This is a genomic window from Chthoniobacter flavus Ellin428 (assembly GCF_000173075.1).
Taxonomy (GTDB): domain Bacteria; phylum Verrucomicrobiota; class Verrucomicrobiia; order Chthoniobacterales; family Chthoniobacteraceae; genus Chthoniobacter; species Chthoniobacter flavus.
Genome location: NZ_ABVL01000008.1, coordinates 23,873 through 44,000, shown reverse-complemented (window position 1 = coordinate 44,000; position 20,128 = coordinate 23,873). Strand labels below are relative to the sequence as shown.

Sequence of the window (20,128 nt, the reverse complement as noted above, 5' to 3'; positions counted from 1 at the left end):
TTAATGGCGGTTCTTTGAGGGTAACGGGGTGGCGGTGACTGGCGGGTTGATCGGCAATTCCAAAGTGAACGTTGCGCCCCGGCCCGGACCGTCGCTGTGCGCAGCCAGGCGGCCTCCCATCTCCCGCGCCGCGAGCACCCCACTGTGCAGGCCAAAACCGTGGCCGCCTCTTTTGGTGGTAAAACCATGGGCGAAAATGCGCGTCATGTTTTCCGGCGCGATCCCGATGCCGTTATCGCTGATGCTGACGGCGACGTGGTCGTCCCGACGGCGAATGGAAACGAGGATCTGCTTGTCTTCCCGACCGCCATCGGTGAGCGCGTGCTTGGCGTTGCGCATCAGGTTGACGAGGATTTGCAGCACCTTGTGCTTGTCCACGGAGACCGGCGGCGCCGCTGCGTACTCGCGGATCACCTTCACGCCGTGCCGTGCCAGGGCCGCGCCATTCATATGCAGGGCGTCCTCCACCAGCTCCTGGACCGGTAAAGCCTCCTGAACACCGGCGACGTTGGCGTAGCTCTGCTGCATGGCCACGATTTCCCGGATGTGCTCGATATTCTTCGCCAGCAACCGTACTTCATCGAGGACGACCGCCTGCTCGGTGGAAAGCCGCTGCGCCAGTTTGGTGAGAAAGTGCGGCAGCTTTTGGCCCACCGGGTCGCTGGCGAAAAAAGCCGGAACATCATCGGCATGCTGAATCAGCAGTTCCGCCACTTTTGTGACATTGGCGATGCGCGATTTGCCTATCTTCTCGGAAATCACCGCACACGAGACATTCACGCTGTTGAGGACATTTCCGACGTTGTGCAGCACGCTGGTCGCCACTTCCGCCATGCCCGCCTGGCGGGAGGTGTGCAGCAATTCCTTGTGGACCGCTTCGAGTTTATTCTCCGCTTCCTTGATCGCCGTGATGTCCTTGGAAATGCCAAACGTGCCGATGATTTCGCCCGTCTTGTCCTGCAACGGCACCTTGGTCGTCAGCACCCAGGTGACTTTGTGGCCATCGCTGTCCTTCCAGATTTCTTTTTCGACCTTGCCCACCATGGCCCGGCCGGTCCGAATGATTTCCTGCTCGTCCTCAAACGCCGGTCGCGCGTGCTCATCGGTGAAATAGTCGAAATCGCAGCGGCCGACGAGATCGTCGCCGTGCGTGACTTGAAATCTGCCCGCCAGGGCGTTGCTGCACTTCAGAAAACGCGAGTCGCGGTCTTTGAAATAAATCTGGTCCGGAGAATTCTCCAGCAGCGTGCGAAGCAAATCCCGCTCGTAGGCTAACTCCGCTTCGACCCGCCGGCTTTCCGTGACATCGCGCGTGACGGCCAGTTGCGCGAAGATCTTCCCGGCGGTGTCGCGCAGAGGGCAGGCGTGCGTCTGCATCCACCGGCGGGTCCCTTTCAGCCCGATGATTTCATACTCCGCAATCCGCGATTCGCCCTGAAAAACCGCCTCGTTCAGAGCCCGGAATACGGGGTGGTAATCGGGCGCTACGATCCCATAGACGGATTGCCCGAGGACCTCACCGAAGTGGCTGGCCTCGACCATCCTTAGTCCCGCCGGATTCATCTCCAGCAGGATTCCGTCGGCGTCGACCAATTTCACGCACTCCGGCTCGGACTCGAGAATCAATCGCAGGCGTTGCTCGTTCTCCGCCAACAGCTTCTCTGCCCGCTGGCGCTCGGCGATCTCCAGGCGCAACTCTTCGTTCTTCCGCGAAAGATCGCTGGTCCGGCCGGCGACGCGGCGTTCGAGGTGGGTATTCGCGGCATCGAGCGCAAAAATGGTGTACCCGATCCCCACCACCAGGAACCCACACAGAAGATACAGCCCGACCCGGTAGAGATCGGCACGCCGCATGGCCCGGGCGAACTGCTCATCATACACCCCCTGCATCTCCTCGAGGCACTGATCGACCGGAATGGACACCAGTTGCTCCATGAGGGCCTCGACGCGGGGCTTGTGCTGGACGATGGATTTCACGTGTCCGGCCAGGCTGGCCAGGGCCGCACCCTGGGCATCGTCGCGATGCCGCGACCGCCATTCATCGAGCTTGCTCAGCGAGACATGAATCTCCTGCGCGGACTCGTCGTCTGTCCGCAAGCTGTAAACCAGCACCTGCCGCATTACCTCATTCAGAATCGCTTTCAGTTCACGCCCCTGGTCGTCGCCAGCGGTCGCTTCGATTAATTCGGTGCCGCTCACCGGAAGATAGCGCAACGAATTGTTCAGGACCGCATTCTGCGATTTGAATCGCTCCAGGAGTTCTTCCTTTTGCGAGAGCAATTGCGAAAGTTCATTCACTTTCTGCTGGATCAAACCGCGCCCCGCAGGAGGCGTGAATGACGGGATGGCGCCGCCCAGCTCTTCCGTCGTCTTCTGCAATGCGTTGATCTCCTCCGGAAAGCGATCGTAGTCCTCGATCAGATGAAAAGGAGATTTCAGCACATCCTGGTTCAGCGATGCGTCGACCTGCCGGAGGCGGTGGATGTCGTCGTCAAATCGTTTATGCTCCGCAAAGACGATATGATTCGTCTTCAGGTAAAAGATGACGAGCGCGCCAAGCAACGCGAGGCCGGTCAGGACGTGCTTCGGGGATAGCTTCACAGCGGTTTCCCTTCGTATTCGCCGGTGAGTGTTTTCAGGAACTTCACGATCTGGTCGACGTCCTGGGGCGATAACCGCTCGCCCAATTGATATCGTCCCATCACCGTCACCGCTTCCTCCAGCGTTTTGGCCGAGCCGTCGTGCAGGTAGGGCGCGGTGCGCGCCACGTTGCGCAGGCTCGGCACTTTGAAAACGTAGCGATCATCCTCCCGGCCCGTCACATTGAACCGGCCATTATCGGCCGGGGTGGGACCACCGCGGTCCGCGAAATAGTCCGCCATCGCGCCCAGCGTCTCGAACATGTTGCCGCCGACATTCACCCCTTGGTGGCAGCTCGTGCAGCCATAGGATTTGAATTTGCGGTAGCCTTCTTTTTCCTCCGTGGTCAGAGCCGTATCGTCACCGCGCAGGAATTTGTCGAAGCGGGCATTCGGGGTAATGAGCGAGCGCTCGAATTGGGCAATCGCATCCTTGATGTTCCGGCGCTGAATCCCATTGGGATAAATCGCCTTGAACGGCGCGTTGTAGACGGGCGTAGCGCGGAGTTTGCCGATCACCTCATCCCAAGTGGAGCCCATCTCCCCCGGCGCCTGAATTGGCCCATCGATTTGCTCTTCGAGGGTCGCGGCGCGGCCATCCCAGAATTGTTTGAAGTTTCCCGCGCTGTTGAACACCGTGGGCGCGTTGATTGTTCCTTCAGTTTGATGGATGCCAAAGGAATGCACCCGGTGATCCGTCCCGGCCTGGGACAAGTCGTGACAGCTGGCGCAGGAGACCGTGTTGTCATGCGAGAGTTTCGACTCTTGGAAGAGCATCCGGCCCAAGGCCACCTTGCGGCTATCCAGATTCGTTTGAAAAGGGATCGGCTTGATCGGTTCGTGCGTTTTCGCTGCCGGCTGTCCGCCCACGGGAGGAGGAACAGCCCATAGCCGGGACGTCTTTCCCGATGTCGCGACGAGGATCAAAATCAGGATCAAGATCGGCTTCATCTCAAGCTTCCAGGCGGATCTCGTCCGTGACGACGAGATGGTTTTCTTTCGGCAATTGGACCGGCAATTCGAGCGTGAACGTCGCGCCGGCGCCGGGCCCGTCGCTTTGCGCATGGAGGCGCCCGCCCATCTCCTGGGCGGCGAGCACGGCGCTGTGCAGACCGAAACCGTGCCCGTCTTTGCGGGTCGTAAATCCGTGCCCGAAAATACGCGTCAAGTTTTCGGCGGGGATGCCGACGCCATTGTCGATGACGGCGATCTGCACGTGACCGTCGCCAGTGGTCACCCGCACGGTCATCCGTTTGTCTTTGCGCCCGGATTCATCGCAGGCGTACTTGGCATTGCGGATCAGGTTCACCAGGATTTGCAGGACCTTGTGCTTCTCCACGGTGATCGGCGGCACCTCCTGGTATTCCCGCACCGGTTGCACTTCGTGGCGCGTCAGCGCACCCGCGTTCATGCGCAGGCTGTCCTCGACCAAATCGATCACGTCGACCGTTTCCGTGACGCCCGAGATACGAGCGTAGTTCTGTTGCATGGCCACGATGTCCTTGATGTGCTCGATATTGTGGCCGAGGAGCCGTAACTCGTGCAGCACCTCCGCTTGCTCTTTGGAGAGCCAGCCCGCGAGCTTGGACAAAAAGTCGGGCAGTTTCAGGCCGGTCGGATTGCTGGTGAAAAAGGTCGCCAGATCCTGCTGGTGTTCGGCCAAAAGATGGGCCGCTTTTTCCACATTGCCGATTCGGGACTTCCGCACCTTGTCAGCCACCACCGAACAGGAAATGTTCACGCTGTTGAGCACATTTCCGACGTTATGCAGCACGCTGGTCGCGACTTCCGCCATGCCCGCCTGGCGCGAGATGTCCAGCAGCCGCCGATGCGTACCCTCCAGTTCGGCCTCTGCGCGTTTTCGTTCCGTGATGTCGCGAAAGTTAATCACCATTCCCGTGCGCTCCTGACCGCTGCACTGAGGCTGAATGTAGCGTTCGAAAATTCGTCCGTCCGTCAACTCGATCAGGTCAAAAGTCTCCGCGCCCTGGCTGGCATAAAGTTCTTCAATTCTTTGCATGAATTGGTGGGAGTTTTTCACCGCGGCGGCCGAGAAGACGGCCATCTCGTTGGCGTCTCCTCTTGCCAGCATTTCCCCGGGGATTCCCCACATCGAAGCGAACTTGGCGTTCTGGCAGACGACTTTTCCCGAAAAATTGACCGCCAGGATGCCGTCGGCGGTGGAATTCAGCGTCGCATCCAGGATGGAGAGCGAAGCAGCCAGTTCCTCGGTGCGTTCTTCCACACGCTTTTCCAACAGGTTCTGCTCCGCCTGGCGCTCGGCGTCCCGGCTCTCCACTTGAGCCAGCAAGGCGCGAATGGCCGCCAATGTCGCCGCGAGGCAGAAGAGCGTGAATGCCACCAGGACGATCGTCGCCAGGAGACCAAAGCGATCGGACTCCGCCAACACCGTGGTGGCGCGGGTCCCGGCATCGTCGGAAAGCCGGAAGTAATGCTGACTGAGCGCATTGAGCTGGGTCTCAATTCCTTTCTGCGCCGGGCCGATTCGCTGGTCGAGCGAAGCCATCGCTTTTTCAAATTCTCCGGCGCTGAGTTCGGACTGAAACTGCTGCGCATATTCGCAATAGCTCTGCACGTCGACGGCAAAGTCGGCAATCAGGCGTTGCGTGGGCTCGTCTTTGGCCAGGAGTTTCAAGCGGGCGAGGCCGCGCGTGACTTGCACGGTGGCGACCTGGAACGCCTGTCTCTTCTCCTTCATCGCTGTTTCGTCTTTGGCCAGGGCAAACTGATAGGTCAGGCTTTTGAGATTCAGCGTGGCGTCTTGCAGCCGGGCCAGCGTCATCAGGCCCGGAAGAAATTCTCCGGTGATCGTTTGCGTTTGCCTCGTGCCCTGGCGGGAATAGTTGCGCGAGACCACCGTGATGCCAGTCACTCCGAGCGTGATCAGCACGAAGCACAGGGCCGTGAGCAGCATCGTCTGCCGGAATCCCGGGCGGCGAGTAAGACGAAAGAGGATCATGGGCATGTCAGTTTGCGGCGAGGATGGTCAAGCCACGGGCGTTGGCCGAATCGGTGATGACGATGGCCCCCGGCGTTTCGGCGGCGAATTTGCGCGCGTCCGATTCCGTCTCGAAAATCTTCGGCGCGGTCCCGCCGCCGGTCATAAAAAGACGGCGCCAATAATTTTGAAATTGGCTGGTGGTCATCCCGATGTGGGATTGGAGGAAAGCGTCTTGGGCGCCGCCGGCCTTCGCCATGACAATCACGACTCTCATCCCGCCAAGCGTGATCTTCTTGCCCATGAGCACCGCTTTAATGCCATCGGCGTCGAGCGTCTGGCCCGCCAGCCCGTCGTGCCCGGCGAGCGCCGGCTCGGCCTGGACCGCCGCCGCGCAGCGCAGCATGCCAACCCCAAACACCAGCAAATGGAAAAACTTTGTCTTCACGGTACTTCGCGGTTTGGCGGGTTAAAACGAGTAGGTGACTTTGGCCGCGAAGAGGAACCAGGCCATATCCCGATCGGCGACGGGTTGAGGGTGCTCCACCGTGTCAAAAATCTTGCCCGCGCCATCCATATAGTGACCTTCCAACTTGAAGATCAGGTTTCGGGTGATGTCGAAGCGGGCACTTAACGCCAGATCGGCCTGGGTCAGCGCCGGCCCTTTGCCGAGTGGAACGGGCGTGGTGCCGATCAACGTCTCCGTATCTCGCGAATAGCTGTAGTAAGTGCCGAGTTCCAGCCAACGATTGATGCGGCGCGCCACGGAGACGTAAAAGGAGTAGCTCGTGAAATCCGTGTCGGCGATGTGCAACCCGTTGCCGGTCACGTGGTAGATCGCGTGTTCCCTCCCCGCTTCGGCGGCGAACACCCAGGGACCGGTGGCATACTCGATTGAAAATAGATGCCGTCCGTAGGAATCTGTCGATTTAGTGCCCACCACCTCGATTTCTGGCGCGGGCGGTGGCGCGAACGGCACGGAAGCCTCGCGGGTCGAACGCAGATTCTGAAATGCACTGTACGAGTATCCGAAGCGCAGCCCCGTCCGCGGCGTATTCCAGAAGATCGAACCGCCGCGCACCGAATCCATTTTCATATTCAGGCTCCGGGACGGATAGTCGTTGTTGAAATAGTCGCTGGCACCGGAGTCGGCCGCGATGGGGATGTCACCATAGAACACCCGGTAATCGAGGCTGCCGAATTTCTTCAGGCCGACATTGCCGAAGATCATGCCACCATCAAAAGCCGCATTGAAATCGCGCAGGCGTGCATCGTAGACGCTCTGCGGCAGGAGCACAAAAGGGCGGACGGAATCGACGTCGAGAGCTTCGTTGTAAAGACCCCGTGGCATCTTCACCCGGCCAGCCCGCAAGCCGAACCATTGCGCGGGCTGGTAATCGACCGTCGCCCAATCGATCTCGAGGCGATCATCACCGTAGGGTCCGAGTTTCTGACCGAAGACTTGCATCCCGAAGCGCCACTGGCCGATGGCGTAAGAGGCATTCACGGCATATTCGCGGAAGTCGAACGTGCCCCGGCTGGTGTCCCCGAGATAGTCGTTATGGCCGGTGTTGGCGAGAAATCCCTGGCTCACGAAACCGCCGAACTGGACGGAGGTCGTCGCTTCTTTCCAGACGTGTTGAAGGGAATCGGCCAGACTCGAAGAGCCATCCGCGGCTACCGCCGGAAGGCCCAACAGACCGGCCACCAACGCGCAGGCAAAGGCCAAGTTACTTTGGCTCTGTCGCCCGGGTTTCAGTGGGTGGCTCTTTGTAATCTCTGGAGATTCTGACATTGACCAGAATTTGAGCACGTACCTCTCCGTCGGATAGGGGTAGTATCACGTATTTCGAAATACGGGAAAACCCCGACGTGCCCGGGTAAGAGTTGCAACGTTTAATGCTCAGGCGGAGCGACATGCGCACATCCCTGATCCTCTTGCGCTTAACGCTTTTCGATCCGTTGCTTAACAATATCCGTACATTTGTGGGTCGCTGCCTCCCGGAGGCTTCGTCGGCGATCACCTGAAGTGGCGAAGCGATGCGAAATCGCTGGCGAGGTACGTCGCGCGAAACAGACGCTGGGGAAGTGAAGTCGGAAAAGGCCTCGGGCATGTCCCGGCATTGATGTTTGCGGCGATGGCTCGCAAGGTGGGGCGTGTCCAATCCATTTCAACGCGCGCTCCAACGCCTTCCCCAAGGAAGCCGCCAGTTGTTCACTGCTGTCCTCTACGGTCTGGCGGCAAGCTTGGTGGCGGTAGCTTTTCAGGTGGCAATCAATAAAATCTACTGGGCGAGTTTCATTTATCCCCTCGCCAAGGCGCCACAGCTCTTTCCGTGGATTAGCTTTGCCGTCATCACGGTTGTCTCAATCATTTCCGGCTGGCTGCTCGCCAATCTCTGTCCCGAAGCTGCCGGCAGTGGCATTCCGCAGTTGAAACTGGCGTTCTGGAAAGACTTCGGCCACACGTCGTCACGGGTGGGATGGGTAAAGTTTATTGCAAGTTCCTTGAGCATCGGGGGGGGGATGAGCTTGGGGCGTGAAGGGCCCAGTGTGCAGCTCGGCGGGAATGTTTCGTCGATCATTGCCGGATTCCTGGGTGTGGCGAAACAAAACAAGCGCACCGCGGCGGCGGCGGGAGCGGCGGCGGGACTGGCGGCTGCTTTCAACGCGCCGCTCGCCGCGGTCGCCTTCGTCCTGGAGGAGATTCTCGAGGATTTGAATAGCCGCCTGCTAGGTCCCGTGCTGCTCGCTTCGGTCATCGGCGCGTTTATCGTCCATGCCTTTCTCGGTGCGCAGCCGGCCTTCGATCTGCCTCGGATCGATGAACCGACGTGGCGCGCTTATCTTCTCATGCCTTTCAGCGCGGTGCTGGCGGCACTCTCCGGCGTCATCTTTCAGCGCGGCTCACTCGCCTTGCGCGCACGTTCGCGGACCTGGCGCCAGCTGCCCGCGATGTGGCGTCCGTTGCTGGCCGGATGGATTACGTGGGGTCTCGGCATGGCCGTCTACGCGCGCTCGGGGCATCTCGGTGTCTTCGCCTTGGGTTACGATGATCTTTCCGCGGCGCTGACCGGGGGCATTTTTTGGAAGCTGGCGCTGGCACTGCTCGTGGCGAAATTGATCGCGACCATTTCCTGTTATGGCCTGGGCGGATGCGGGGGCGTTTTTTCGCCGAGCCTTTTCTTTGGCGGCATGTGCGGGGTCGCCGTGGCTGGCTTGGGCAATCACTTCCTCGCCCTCAACGAGGCGGACCGGACCCTGCTCGCCGTCGTCGGAATGAGCGCGTGCCTCGGTGGAGTGGTGCAGGCGCCGGTGACGTCGGTGTTGATCATCTTCGAAATGACGCACCAGTTTGCACTCGTGCCGGGGTTGCTCATTGCCGCGCTGGTCAGCCAGATCGTGGCGCGTCGTTGCAATCACGAGAATTTCTACGAGGCCATTCTTACGCAGGACGGACATGACATGGCGCACGTCGTCCCGCCGCGGGATTTGCGGAGCTGGCAAAATCTACCGATCTCGGCCATCGCGCACTTCGAACCGGCGGTGATTTCCGGTCTGGAAGAAACGACCTGCGCGGCCATTCTGGAGAAGACGCCGTATCAGCGGTATCCCGTGGCTACGAACGGGAAGCTCGAAGGCATTTTGTTGCGCAGCGATTTCGAAGCAGCGCAAAAAGAAAAGCGCCCGGTAGGTCTGGTGCCAGCGGTAACCGCACGGCCGAGTCAGACGATTCGCCAGTGCCAGGTGCTGCTCATTGAATCGACGTGCGGATTGATCGTCATTACCGATACCGAAGGCGGCCGCCCCCTGGCGGTGGTCACCTTGCACGACCTGCTGCGGGCCCAAGCGGCGATCAGTGAGCGGGAAGGGTAGGGTGTCAACGAGCGGAGCAACTGCGCGAATCGCCGAAAAGCGGAGGAACGCGCTCCTGCGCGTTCCCCCAACTTTTCACGACCCGTGCGCGATCCCGCAATTCGGAATCCGGTCCACGCGCTGTCCGAGCACTCCCATTATTCCTATTCTTCCCATACCTCCTATTTTTCCATCGCTCAGCGCATTCCGCCGCTGACCACGAAGGACTCGCCAGTGATCCACGACGAATCTTCGCTGGCCAGAAACAGCGCGACGGTGCCGATGTCCGACGGCTGGCCGATGCGGCCCAGCGGGGTCTGCGCTTCGAGTTGCTTGCGGAAATCACTTTGGATAAAGCCCGCGGTGTGCGTGCCCTCAGTCTCCACCATGCCGGGGTTGATCGAGTTCACGCGGATCTTTTTCGGGCCGAGCTCCTTGGCCAGCACCTTGGTCGTCGTGTCGAGCGCGCCTTTGGTGCCCGAGTAAACGGCGGATGCCGGCGGCGCGAAGGTGCTGACCACCGAACTGATATTGATGACGCTGCCGCCTTCGGCCCCGAAATGCTTCACCGCTTCCTGCGTGGCGAGCAGCGGTCCGAGGACGTTCACGTCGTATTGTTTGCGGAAATGTTCCTCGGTGATTTCCTCGAGCGGCTTCATCTCATAGATGCCTGCGTTATTCACCAGCACATCGAGGCGGCCAAAGGCCTTTTTCGTTTCGGCGAAGAGGCGATCGATGTCCGCCTTTTTCGCGACGTTGCCCTGCACGGCCACGGCCTTGCCGCCCTGGCTGGTGATTTGTTGCACGACTTTGTCCGCGCCTTCCTTGCTGGACGAATAGTTGACGACGACGGCCGCGCCCGCGGCGGCGAGATGCTGGGCGATGGAGGCGCCGATGCCCTTGGAGGCACCGGTAACGACGGCGACTTTGCCAGTGAGTTTCTGTGTCATGGTGTGATGTGGTTTTGGATTTGGAACGAATCGAATTTCAGGCGGGGGCGGACGGCTTTTTGTTGGGTTGGCGCGGTCTCCTTATTTCTGTATCGTTTGGTACGTAAATACGTCGTGGACAAATCCCTGTCAACGCATTATTTTACCGAACAGTATGAAAACGGAACCGCCTCATCCGCCCAAGGGTCGGCCCCGCGCCTTCGATACCGATGTCGCGCTTGGCCGTGCCCTGGAGCTGTTCTGGCGTCAGGGCTACGAGGGGACTTCGCTTTCCGATCTCACGGCGGCCATGGGAATCAATCGGCCGAGCCTCTACGCGGCTTTCGGCAACAAGGAGCAGTTGTTTCGCCTCGCTTTGAATCGCTATCTCCGCGGTCCGGCGGCTTGTCTGGGCGAGGCGCTCCGGGAACCGACCGCGCGCAAGGTCGCCGAGCGGATGCTCCGCGGCGTGGTCGGGCAAATGAGCGACCCGAAGCTGCCGAAGGGATGTCTCGTGGTGCAGGCCGCACTGTCCTCCGGCACGGAGGCCGATCCCATTCGCGAGGCGCTGGCCGCGCACCGCAACGAAGCGCGCAACGCTTTGCGGCGGCGCTTCGAAGAGGCGATCGCGGGGGGCGATCTGCCGAAAGGCACGGACGCCACCAGCCTGGCGGGTTATCTTATGGCGGTCATTCACGGATTGGCCGTGCAGTCCGCGAGCGGGATGTCGCCAAGGGAATTGCAGGCCATTGCCGAACTGGCGATACAGCACTGGCCGGCGTGAGGAAACGCTCGGAGGGATGCGCTCCGGCGCGTTCCCCATTCTTTTCTGCCATTTGTTCCCGGAAAATGGGAAACGCGCAGGAGCGCGTCCCTCTGCAGTAACGATCATTCACCCGCGCTTATCTAACTGATAAGCTCTGATGATCGTTCGATGAATCACTCCCCGGAAAAGCGTCCATCCACTGCCTCACCTGGAGCCCACTTTGCCACGACGCGGTGGACGGTGGTGATGGCGGCGCGCGACAAGGCTTCGCCGGAATCGGCGAGCGCACTGCAGGCGTTGTGCGCGGGCTACTGGCCGCCGCTGTACGCGTTTGTCCGGCGGCTGGGAAACTCGCCGCAGGATGCGGAAGACCTGACGCAGGAATTTTTCGCGCGCTTATTGCAGAAGGATTGGCTCGACGCGGTAGAGCGCGATCGCGGGCGGTTCCGCACCTTTCTCATCATGGCCGTGAAACGCTTTCTGGCGAACGAGTGGGACAAGAGCCGGGCCGCGCGGCGTGGTGGCGGACAGGCGCTCGTGTCGCTGGACGCGGAGTTTGCCGAGCAATGTTATCTCGCGGATGCAGGGCCGGCCTTGTCGGCCGATCATCTCTACGAAAGGCGCTGGGCCCTGACGTTGCTCGAACAAGCGATGGCGCGTTTACGAACGGAATATGAGAGCGATGGCCGGGGCGAAGATTTTGGGCGATTGAAGATCCATCTGACGGCAGAGCGTGGGGAGATTCCCTATGACGAAATCGCGCGCGAACTCGGCGCCAGCGAAGGCGCGGCGCGTGTGGCCGTGCACCGGCTGCGCAAGCGCTTTCGCGAAGTCTTCCGCGCCACGGTGGCGGATACCGTTTCCAGCGCCGAGGATGTGGAGGCGGAAATGCATTACGTCGTGGAAGTGCTCGGCCGGGTGTAACAAATATCGGCGGATTCTTATTGGAACCAGCGATGAACGAATCGATTCCCAAGTGCCCGCGCTGCGGCGCCGTGCTGCCGGCGAATGCCCCTGAAGGGCTCTGCCCGCGCTGTCTTGCCGCGCTGCCCTTCGGCACTGAGACCGCCGTCACTGAGGAACCGAAACGCCCAGTCCAGCCGCCGCTTTCGCCGGAAGAACTCGCACCGCATTTTCCACAGCTCGAGATTTTCGAGTGTCTTGGCCGCGGCGGCATGGGTGTGGTCTACAAGGCGCGGCAGAAATCGCTCAATCGCCTCGTCGCGCTGAAACTCCTCGCGCCGGAGCGCGCCGACGATCCGCAATTTGCCGTGCGTTTCGAAAAAGAAGCGCAGGCCCTCGCCGCGTTGAATCATCCGAACATCGTCGGCGTCTACGATTTCGGGCAGGCCGGTGGATTTTACTATCTGCTCATGGAATTCGTGGACGGAGTGAATCTCCGCCAGCTCCTGCAGACGCGGCGGCTCGCGCCGAAGGAAGCCCTCAGCATCGTGCCTCCGGTCTGCGATGCGCTGCAATTCGCCCACGAGCACGGCATCGTCCATCGCGACATCAAACCAGAAAACCTCCTGCTCGATAAAACGGGCCGCGTGAAGATCGCCGACTTTGGCATTGCGAAGATCATCGCCGCTTCGCCGGGCGAGCACAGCACCGGCAAAAAGGGCGCCTCTACCGGCACCGCGACGCTCACCGTCGGGACGCCGGCCTACGCTGCGCCGGAACAGCGCGAGGCCAATGGTGAAGCCGATCATCGCGCGGACATCTACTCGCTTGGCGTGGTGCTCTACGAGATGCTCACTGGCGAGCGGCCGAAGGATAAATTCGAACTTCCCTCCAAACGCGTGCAGATCGATGTGCGCATCGACGACATTGTCCTGCGCGCGTTGCAGGATGCGCCCGAGCGGCGTTACCAGTCGGCCGCGGAATTTCGGACTCAGGTGGAAACGATCGCGCACTCCACGGGTGCAACCAATGAAGGAACCGCGGAAGCAACGGCCCTGCGCGCCGTTCACGCCTGGCTCGAGTTGTTCGATCGCGGCGAATACGCGGCGACTTGGGACGTGACATCGACCTGGTTCCGCCGCGAGGTCACCAAGGAGAATTGGACCGCGAAAGTGCTGAGTGTCCGTCCGCCGCTAGGCGATCTCGTTTCTCGTGAGATCCTCGACACACGTTTCGTCGCCGGCGGATCTCGCTTTCAGGTTCGCTTTAAAACGGCCTTTGCCGGCATGCCCGAGGCCACGGAGACGGTGAACTTCATGCGCGAACGCGATGGCGCGTGGAAGGCCACGGGCTATCTCATTCGCCCGGCCGATTATGAGGAGCGGCGTTACCCGCGCCTCGCTGCGCTCGGGGCATGGTGGGCATTGCTGCTTCCTGTTTCCTTTATCCTGATCTTTCTATTGCGAAGCCACGCTATGAATCCAGCAACACCCGGGCGCCTGATTTTGTTGCTCGTGCCGATCATTCTCGCCGGACTCGCCGCTCCGATTGCGACCACCCTCCTTGGCTGGGTTGCGGCCGTGCGTCTCCGCCGTGCGAACGGCCAGCGCCGCGGCCTGGGCCTGGCGGTCTTCGACGGCCTGCTCTTCCCGCTGCTCATTGTGAATGTCGCCATCGGTATCTTCTGGTATTCCGTCACCGCCTTCGTGGTCGCGTGGGTGCACTCCCGGGGTTGGCATCCAACGGATCCGCGCGCCCTCGATTACGTGCTCATCGCGGGTTGCGGGCTGGTTACGGTAATCACCTCGGCATGGGCGGACTGGCACATCGCTCGCCGCGTCTGGCACGCCGTGCAGCGCCGCCCAGATTCTCCACCGGCCGAGCCTCCCGTCGCCGCACGGAATACGCCGCTTTCCACGGCAGCACTTAGCTGCACCTGGGCCAGCGGAATTCTGACCGGAATCACGTGGATACTCATGCCCAGGCCGCCGGAATTCGTGCTGTGGTCGATTCTCATCACTGCCCTCGCGGGTCTTGCACTGGCGATTCCCTCGCTCCGCACGCCGCATGGAAAATGGTCCCTCGGGTTCTGCGCCTGCATCGTGCTGGCGTGGGTGTTTCTATGGAAACTGTTGACCAGCGATACTGCGCCCCTCGCCGCGACCATCGAGCCAGCCGAGCCGTCTGTCCCGAAAGCCGCCAATCCTGCGGAGTCCGCCCCTGCCGATGCGAACTCCTTGGCCCAACCGCCGGCGCTACGTTTTCTCGCCTGGCAGGAGAAGGATTCGAGTGCGCCCCTCTGGACGAGAGCGTGGCATCCGGATGGTTCGCCGGTGATCAGAGCAGATGAAATCGCATTGCTGAAGCTGAAGCTGTTCCATGTACCGAGCGTGGAGGAGAGGCCGGACCCACAAGGCCGGCGCCCGCGTTTTCTGAATATCTGGTTTTCGCATCCCGATTTTGACATGGCGTCGTCCTTCCAGGATATCGCGTTGCGCGATGAACAAGGTCAGCCTCTCGTTGGTGTGAAAACCGGATTCAGTAGGGCCTGGCTCAGCGCGACTCCGGAGACCCAAAACGTGGGCTGGATCGGGTGCGCCATCAGTCCTGGGTGGAGCTCGGACGTTCCGGCGCGAGTGACGGTTCGCTTGAATTATGTCGTCGGCTCGCTCGAAAATACCGAGGCAATCGAACCGGATTTCAATGGCGGCATGCCCCTGGAAGGCAGCAGCCAACTCGGTGGCATTGGCCAGAATGCCGAAGGCAACGCTTTCGTGACAGTGGCGGTGAATGCCGCGCAATTGAAGTCACGCAAGTTCGGCGCCCTGGTCGTGGCCAAAGACGGGCGGCGTCTTCTTCCCACGGATTACTATACGGTTCCGGGCGGCGTTCTGGAGATGGAAAATTTTCAGTTCCCGGTGTCCCTGGCCCAAGTGGCAAACTTCGTCGTCGGAACCCGTCCCATCCGAACTGAGGAATGGAAAGATGTGGTGTTATGGCCGACAAAAGATGCCCCCGTTGCGACGCCTCCAAGGAAGTGAAAGCTTGCGTGATGTTTGCGCTCCAAAACGTCAGGGAACCGTGACACCTTTCGCGTGTCGCGTATGACCACGGAACCACGCCCGGCCCTCGATGACGCGTCCTTTCACACGACGCGGTGGACGCGGGTTTGCCTGGCGAAGGCCGATTCGGACGACGGACGCAAGGCGCTGGCGGATTTGTGCGCCGCTTATTACGCGCCGGTGATGGCATTTCTGCGGTGCGAGTTGCGCGACGCGGAGGCGGCTCGCGAGCTGAGTCACGCGTTCTTTGCCGGGATGCTGGCCGGTGGGACCATTCGCACGGCCGAGGAGGAGCGTGGGCGCTTCCGCTCGTATCTGCTCGGCGCGGTGAAGCATTTTCTGTCGCATCACCGCGCGGCGGCGCTGCGAATGAAGCGTGGCGGTGGGGTTGTGCCGGTGCCGATGGATGATGAAGCGGTCGGCGCGCTGCCCGATCCGCGGCAGCTTTCCCCTGACGCAGCGTTCGATCGCCAGTGGGCGCTCACGGTGCTTTCGCGGGGATTGGACGCATTGCGCGCGGAGTGCCGGGACGAAGGGCGCGAGGATTTCTTCGAACGGGTGAAGCCCTTGCTGACGGGAGACGGCGAGCATGGTGGACAGGCGGAAATTGCCGAAGCGTGCGGCATGGGCCTCGAGGCCTTTCGCATGGCCATGCATCGGCTGAAGAAACGGCTCCGGCAATGTGTGAAAGCCGAAGTGGCAGGAACACTCGACGATCCCACGCGCGTCCAGGAGGAAATGGAGGCGTTGTTCGCCGCCCTGGGCAGTTAAAAAACATGTTAGGTTTCCGTCGCGCTGCGTCAGGACACGGCATGAGCACCTCTTCCGCCACCACCAAAAGATGTCCGCAATGCGGCGCCGAAATGCCCGCCGAGGCGGACGGCCTATGCCCGCGCTGTCTGATGGCCCAGATCGTTCACCCGACACAGACGCAGGGCGCCGCGGAGGCCATTCCGCCGCTTTCCCCGGAAGAACTCGCTCCCCATTTTCCGCAACTCGAGATTCTCGAATGCCTCGGTCGCGGTGGCATGGGGGTGGTCTACAAGGCGCGGCAAAAATCGCTCAACCGCCTCGTTGCGCTGAAGCTTCTCGCGCCGGGAGCGGGCCCAGGATGCCGAATTCGCCCAGCGCTTCACCCACGAAGCACACGCGCTCGCGGCGTTGAATCGTCCACACATCGTCACCGTGTACGATTTCGGCTGCGCCGGCGGGTTTTATTTCCTGCTCATGGAATTCATCGATGGTGTGAACCTGCGCCAGGCGATGGGTGCAAAGCGCTTCACGCCCGAGCAGGCGCTCGCGGTGGTGCCACCCATTTGCGAGGCGCTGCAATACGCCCACGAGCACGGCATCGTGCATCGCGACATCAAGCCGGAGAATCTGCTGCTCGACAAGGAAGGCCGGGTGAAGATCGCCGACTTCGGCATCGCCAAGATCCTTGGTGAGGAGACGAATGCCGACGTTGCCGACTCCCAACCCGCGGGCACGCCGCAGTACATGGCGCCGGAGCAGAAGGAGCGTCAGCACACCGACCATCGCGCGGATATCTATTCGCTGGGCGTCGTGTTCTACGAGATGCTCACCGGCGAATTGCCCGGCGACAAATTGCAACCGCCGTCGGCGCGCGCCCATGGTATGAGGATCGATGTGCGTCTCGACGAGGTAGTCCTGCGCGCCTTGGAAAAGGCGCCGGAATTGCGCTACCAAACGGCGGCGGCCATGCGGACAGGCGTGGAAACGATTGCCGTTGCGCAAACGGCCCAGACGGCCGGTGGTCGTGCCAGTGCCGGATCGATGACGGCATGGCAGCACCTTGCCGAGGCACTCGGATTGACGCACCGATGGGTGCGGCAATGCATCGCACTGGCGGTCCTCGGTTTTCTGGTGTTTTACGGCTTCGCCGCTGGCTGGGATTGGATACTCATCCTGGTCTATTGTCTGGGGATTGTCGGTGTGGCCATCGCCGAGGAATTTTCGACGCTGCGAAAGTGGTGGCACAAGACGCTGATCACCGTGGTCCTCGCTATCCTGGTTTCCCTTCCGTTGCGTGCCTGGCTGCTCGAGTCATACGTGGTGACCGGCGACAGCGCGCGACCGGAAATACCCCGAGGCAGCCGCGTCCTCGCCTGGAAACTGGCCCACGATTTTCTTCCCGGCGACATGATTGTCTATCGTCACGACCGCAACGCCTATGTCGGTCGCGTGGTGATCGACTCCGGGACGACGGTCACCGTCAACCGGACGGGCAAGCCGAATGAGGTGCTGGAGCGGTCGAGCGTGATCGGCAAGGTGGTGAGCATCTACTGGCGCGGGACGCAGAAATTTACCGGCGGCGATGACCACAACGGGGCGATCGGCCTCGCGCTCAAATTGCAAAACGGCAAACTCCTCGTCGGCGACATCGTGCCGCACGCGCCCGCGAGTGAGGACGGCCGCATTCGGCCGGGAGACCAGATTTTGCAATTTGGCGACGACACCCACGAGATGACGACCCCGGCGGGAAAGCGCCTGGAAGAATGTGTCGCTGCCCTGCGTGGACCGGAGGGGACGGGAGTGAAGTTGCTCGTTGTCCCCGCGGGCAAGACGGAAGCGGACGCTTATCCCGTGACGCTCACGCGGCGATTGATACCCGTGATGGAAGCCGCGCGCCTGGGTCAGCTCGGCGGCCCGCAACCGTTGACGAAATCGGGTGCGCCGGCGGGGCAGCCGGGAAGCGAGATGACGATCAAAGCGTTCACTCCCCAGGACTCCACGATCTCGTCCGACATTCATTGGACCAACGTTGACGGCCCGGATCCTGTCCTCGTGCTGGATCGCCGCGCCCACGATCCGCTCGACGAGCAACTCCAGGCCTTGCTCAAAGAGCGCCCGGCCGATGACCCCGAAGTGCTGGCGTTGCGCAAAAAGATCGAGGAGCGCGGCCCCGCCCAGTTGCCGCGGGTGATTCGTCTCCACGAGATCAAGAACCCGCAGGTGGAGGACTGCAAGATCCTCTATCATGCCCAAATCAAAACGAAGGATTTGCAAGGCCAGGCCTACCTCGAGATGTGGTGCCGATTTCCCAAAATGGGCGAAGCGTTTTCCCGAGGCCTGGATCAAACCATCTCCGGTTCGAATGATTGGATTTCCTGTCAGATTCCCTTCTTCCTCCAAAAAGGAGAGATGCCCGATCTCATTCGTTTGAACCTGGTGGTCGATGGCCCGGGGGAAGTTCGCGCCAGGGACATCCATTTGAGCGCCGTTTTTCCGCTCGAACGGCAGTGAGGAAGCCACGCGCTCTGGTCTTGTCTTGGAGTGGAAGCTCCTCTTACTTGACGCCCATGCGACTCCCCACGTTTTGTGTCTCCCTGTGTGCGCTTGCCGCCCTGTCTCTGCTCTCCCGTGCCGAGGATTATGACGTCGTCGTTTACGGCGGCACGGCTTCCGGCGTCATCGCCGCGGTGCAGGCGAAGAAGATGGGCAAATCGGTGATCGTAGTCAGCCCGGACAAGCATCTCGGCGGACTGACCTCGGGCGGCCTTGGCTTTACCGACACGGGCAACAAAGGGGTGATCGGTGGGTTGTCGCGCGACTTCTATCATCGGGTGTGGATGCACTACGACCAGGCCGGCGCGTGGAATTGGCAGAAAAAGGAAGAGTACGGCAACAAGGGGCAGGGGACACCGGCGGTCGATGGCGAGAATCGCACGATGTGGATTTTCGAGCCGCACGTGGCCGAGCAGATCTTCGAGGAGTACATCAAGGAGAACCAAATTCCGGTCGTACGCGACGAATGGCTCGACCGCGCGAAGGGGGTGAAGAAAGAGGGGGCGCACATCGCGTCGATCACCGTGCTGAGTGGCAAGACCTATGGCGGGAAGATGTTCATCGATGCCACTTACGAAGGCGACCTGATGGCCACGGCCGGTGTGAATTACACCGTCGGGCGCGAGGCGCAGAGCACCTACGATGAGAAGTGGAACGGCGTGCAGGTGGGCGTGCTGCATCACAGACACAATTTCGGCGCGGTGAAGGCGCCGATCAGCGCCTATGTCGTGCCTGGCGATCCCAAGAGCGGTGTGGTCGCGCGCGTGAGCACCGAGCCGCCGGGCACCTACGGCGCGGCGGACAAGCGGGTGCAGGCCTATTGCTTCCGTATGTGCCTCACGGATGTGCCGGAGAATCGCATCCCGTTTGCCAAGCCGGAGGGCTACGATCCCAAGCAGTACGAGCTCCTGGCGCGCGTCTACCAGGCGGGCTGGCGCGAGACCTTCCAGAAGTTCGATCCGATCCCGAATCATAAGACCGACACCAACAATCACGGGCCGTTCAGCACGGATGATATTGGGATGAATTGGGATTATCCCGATGCGTCTTACGAGCGCCGTCGCGAGATCATCAAGGAGCACGAGACGTATCAGAAGGGCTGGCTGTACTTCATCGCCAATGACCCGCGTGTGCCCCAGGAGGTGCGGGAGCAAATGCAGAAGTGGGGCCTCCCGAAGGATGAATTCAAGGACAGCGGCGGGTGGTCGCCGCAGCTCTATATTCGCGAAGCGCGCCGCATGGTTGGCAGTTACGTCATGACTCAGAATGACCTGCAGAAAGTGCGCAAGACGCCGGAATCCGTGGGCATGGGCAGCTACGGCATCGATTCGCATAATGTGCAGCGTTACATCACGCCCGAGGGAAATGTGCAGAACGAGGGTGATATCGGCGTGGGCTTGAAGGCGCCCTACGAGATCGCCTACGGCTCGCTGGTGCCGAAGAAAGGCCAGGCGGACAACTTGCTCGTGCCGGTGTGTGCGTCCGCTTCGCATATCGCCTATGGCAGCATTCGCATGGAGCCGGTGTTTATGATTCTCGGCGAAAGCGCCGCGACGGTGGCAGCGATGGCGATCGATGCGAAGAGCGCCGTACAGGATGTGCCGTATGCGAAGCTGCGCGAGCGGTTGCTCGCGGACGGGCAGGTCCTGGAATACAAGGCGCCGGCGAAAGCGGCGGGGAAGAAGTAGGCAGCGCACACACCGGCAGTG

General features: G+C 61.1%; 13 protein-coding genes and 1 pseudogene. 8 read left to right on the top strand and 6 right to left on the bottom strand.

Annotated elements, in window-relative coordinates; all coding sequences use genetic code 11:
* The 5 genes from CFE428DRAFT_RS33660 to CFE428DRAFT_RS14480 are packed head-to-tail and all read right to left on the bottom strand — an operon-like array spanning position 1 to position 7,327.
* A complete protein-coding gene (locus CFE428DRAFT_RS33660; protein WP_006980316.1) occupies positions 1–2,601 on the bottom strand; it encodes a DAHL domain-containing protein in 2,601 nt (866 codons plus the stop codon).
* Entirely contained in the window at positions 2,598–3,590 is a 993-nt protein-coding gene (locus CFE428DRAFT_RS14495; RefSeq protein ID WP_006980315.1) for a cytochrome-c peroxidase, read from the bottom strand. Before CFE428DRAFT_RS14495 ends, CFE428DRAFT_RS33660 begins: the two co-directional genes overlap by 4 nt.
* A gap of 1 nt (position 3,591) precedes the next feature.
* Positions 3,592–5,625, bottom strand: coding sequence for an ATP-binding protein (locus tag CFE428DRAFT_RS33655; protein WP_006980314.1), 2,034 nt, complete (start codon positions 5,623–5,625; stop codon positions 3,592–3,594).
* Between the two features lies 1 nt (position 5,626).
* Positions 5,627–6,046 carry a hypothetical protein gene (locus CFE428DRAFT_RS14485; RefSeq protein ID WP_202797427.1) on the bottom strand — a complete coding sequence of 140 codons (420 nt, stop codon included), beginning with the start codon at positions 6,044–6,046 and terminating at the stop codon, positions 5,627–5,629.
* Positions 6,047–6,067: 21 nt separating this feature from the next.
* The gene (locus CFE428DRAFT_RS14480) at positions 6,068–7,327 is read right to left on the bottom strand and encodes a hypothetical protein (protein WP_131989581.1); all 1,260 of its coding nucleotides are present in this window, start codon (positions 7,325–7,327) and stop codon (positions 6,068–6,070) included.
* A gap of 482 nt (positions 7,328–7,809) precedes the next feature.
* Between CFE428DRAFT_RS14480 and CFE428DRAFT_RS14475 the strand changes: the two genes are divergently transcribed.
* Positions 7,810–9,474 (top strand): chloride channel protein, encoded by a 1,665-nt coding sequence (locus CFE428DRAFT_RS14475; RefSeq protein WP_202797426.1) that lies wholly within the window; start codon positions 7,810–7,812, stop codon positions 9,472–9,474.
* A gap of 176 nt (positions 9,475–9,650) precedes the next feature.
* Here the strand turns inward: CFE428DRAFT_RS14475 and CFE428DRAFT_RS14470 are convergent, their stop codons facing one another.
* Entirely contained in the window at positions 9,651–10,403 is a 753-nt protein-coding gene (locus CFE428DRAFT_RS14470) for an SDR family NAD(P)-dependent oxidoreductase (protein ID WP_006980309.1), read from the bottom strand.
* A gap of 154 nt (positions 10,404–10,557) precedes the next feature.
* Between CFE428DRAFT_RS14470 and CFE428DRAFT_RS14465 the strand changes: the two genes are divergently transcribed.
* The 7 genes and pseudogenes from CFE428DRAFT_RS14465 (at position 10,558) to CFE428DRAFT_RS14440 (ending at position 20,107) form a co-directional block, all read left to right on the top strand.
* Positions 10,558–11,166, top strand: coding sequence for a TetR/AcrR family transcriptional regulator (locus CFE428DRAFT_RS14465; RefSeq protein ID WP_006980308.1), 609 nt, complete (start codon positions 10,558–10,560; stop codon positions 11,164–11,166).
* A 150-nt stretch (positions 11,167–11,316) separates the two neighbouring features.
* Positions 11,317–12,072: an RNA polymerase sigma factor gene (locus CFE428DRAFT_RS14460; protein WP_006980307.1), complete on the top strand. Its 756-nt coding sequence runs from the start codon at positions 11,317–11,319 to the stop codon at positions 12,070–12,072.
* Between the two features lie 32 nt (positions 12,073–12,104).
* The gene (locus tag CFE428DRAFT_RS33650) at positions 12,105–15,092 is read left to right on the top strand and encodes a protein kinase domain-containing protein (protein WP_006980306.1); all 2,988 of its coding nucleotides are present in this window, start codon (positions 12,105–12,107) and stop codon (positions 15,090–15,092) included.
* Positions 15,093–15,155: 63 nt separating this feature from the next.
* Positions 15,156–15,884 carry an RNA polymerase sigma factor gene (locus CFE428DRAFT_RS14450; protein ID WP_006980305.1) on the top strand — a complete coding sequence of 243 codons (729 nt, stop codon included), beginning with the start codon at positions 15,156–15,158 and terminating at the stop codon, positions 15,882–15,884.
* Between the two features lie 348 nt (positions 15,885–16,232).
* Positions 16,233–16,715: pseudogene (locus tag CFE428DRAFT_RS40495) on the top strand (serine/threonine-protein kinase); the annotation flags it as partial.
* Complete coding sequence (locus CFE428DRAFT_RS33640) at positions 16,689–18,377, top strand: S26 family signal peptidase (protein WP_337442714.1); 1,689 nt, start codon at positions 16,689–16,691, stop codon at positions 18,375–18,377. The pseudogene CFE428DRAFT_RS40495 and the gene CFE428DRAFT_RS33640, both read left to right, overlap by 27 nt.
* Positions 18,378–18,433: 56 nt before the next feature.
* A complete protein-coding gene (locus tag CFE428DRAFT_RS14440) occupies positions 18,434–20,107 on the top strand; it encodes an FAD-dependent oxidoreductase (RefSeq protein ID WP_006980303.1) in 1,674 nt (557 codons plus the stop codon).
* Positions 20,108–20,128 lie beyond the last annotated feature (21 nt).

Coding starts and splice junctions, on each gene's coding strand:
- CFE428DRAFT_RS33655 (WP_006980314.1), bottom strand. CDS start 5,625: ATGCCCATGATCCTCTTTCGTCTTACTCGCCGCCCGGGATTCCGGCAG.
- CFE428DRAFT_RS14450 (WP_006980305.1), top strand. CDS start 15,156: ATGACCACGGAACCACGCCCGGCCCTCGATGACGCGTCCTTTCACACG.
- CFE428DRAFT_RS14440 (WP_006980303.1), top strand. CDS start 18,434: ATGCGACTCCCCACGTTTTGTGTCTCCCTGTGTGCGCTTGCCGCCCTG.
- CFE428DRAFT_RS14470 (WP_006980309.1), bottom strand. CDS start 10,403: ATGACACAGAAACTCACTGGCAAAGTCGCCGTCGTTACCGGTGCCTCC.
- CFE428DRAFT_RS33650 (WP_006980306.1), top strand. CDS start 12,105: ATGAACGAATCGATTCCCAAGTGCCCGCGCTGCGGCGCCGTGCTGCCG.
- CFE428DRAFT_RS14460 (WP_006980307.1), top strand. CDS start 11,317: ATGAATCACTCCCCGGAAAAGCGTCCATCCACTGCCTCACCTGGAGCC.
- CFE428DRAFT_RS14465 (WP_006980308.1), top strand. CDS start 10,558: ATGAAAACGGAACCGCCTCATCCGCCCAAGGGTCGGCCCCGCGCCTTC.
- CFE428DRAFT_RS33640 (WP_337442714.1), top strand. CDS start 16,689: ATGCTCACCGGCGAATTGCCCGGCGACAAATTGCAACCGCCGTCGGCG.
- CFE428DRAFT_RS14495 (WP_006980315.1), bottom strand. CDS start 3,590: ATGAAGCCGATCTTGATCCTGATTTTGATCCTCGTCGCGACATCGGGA.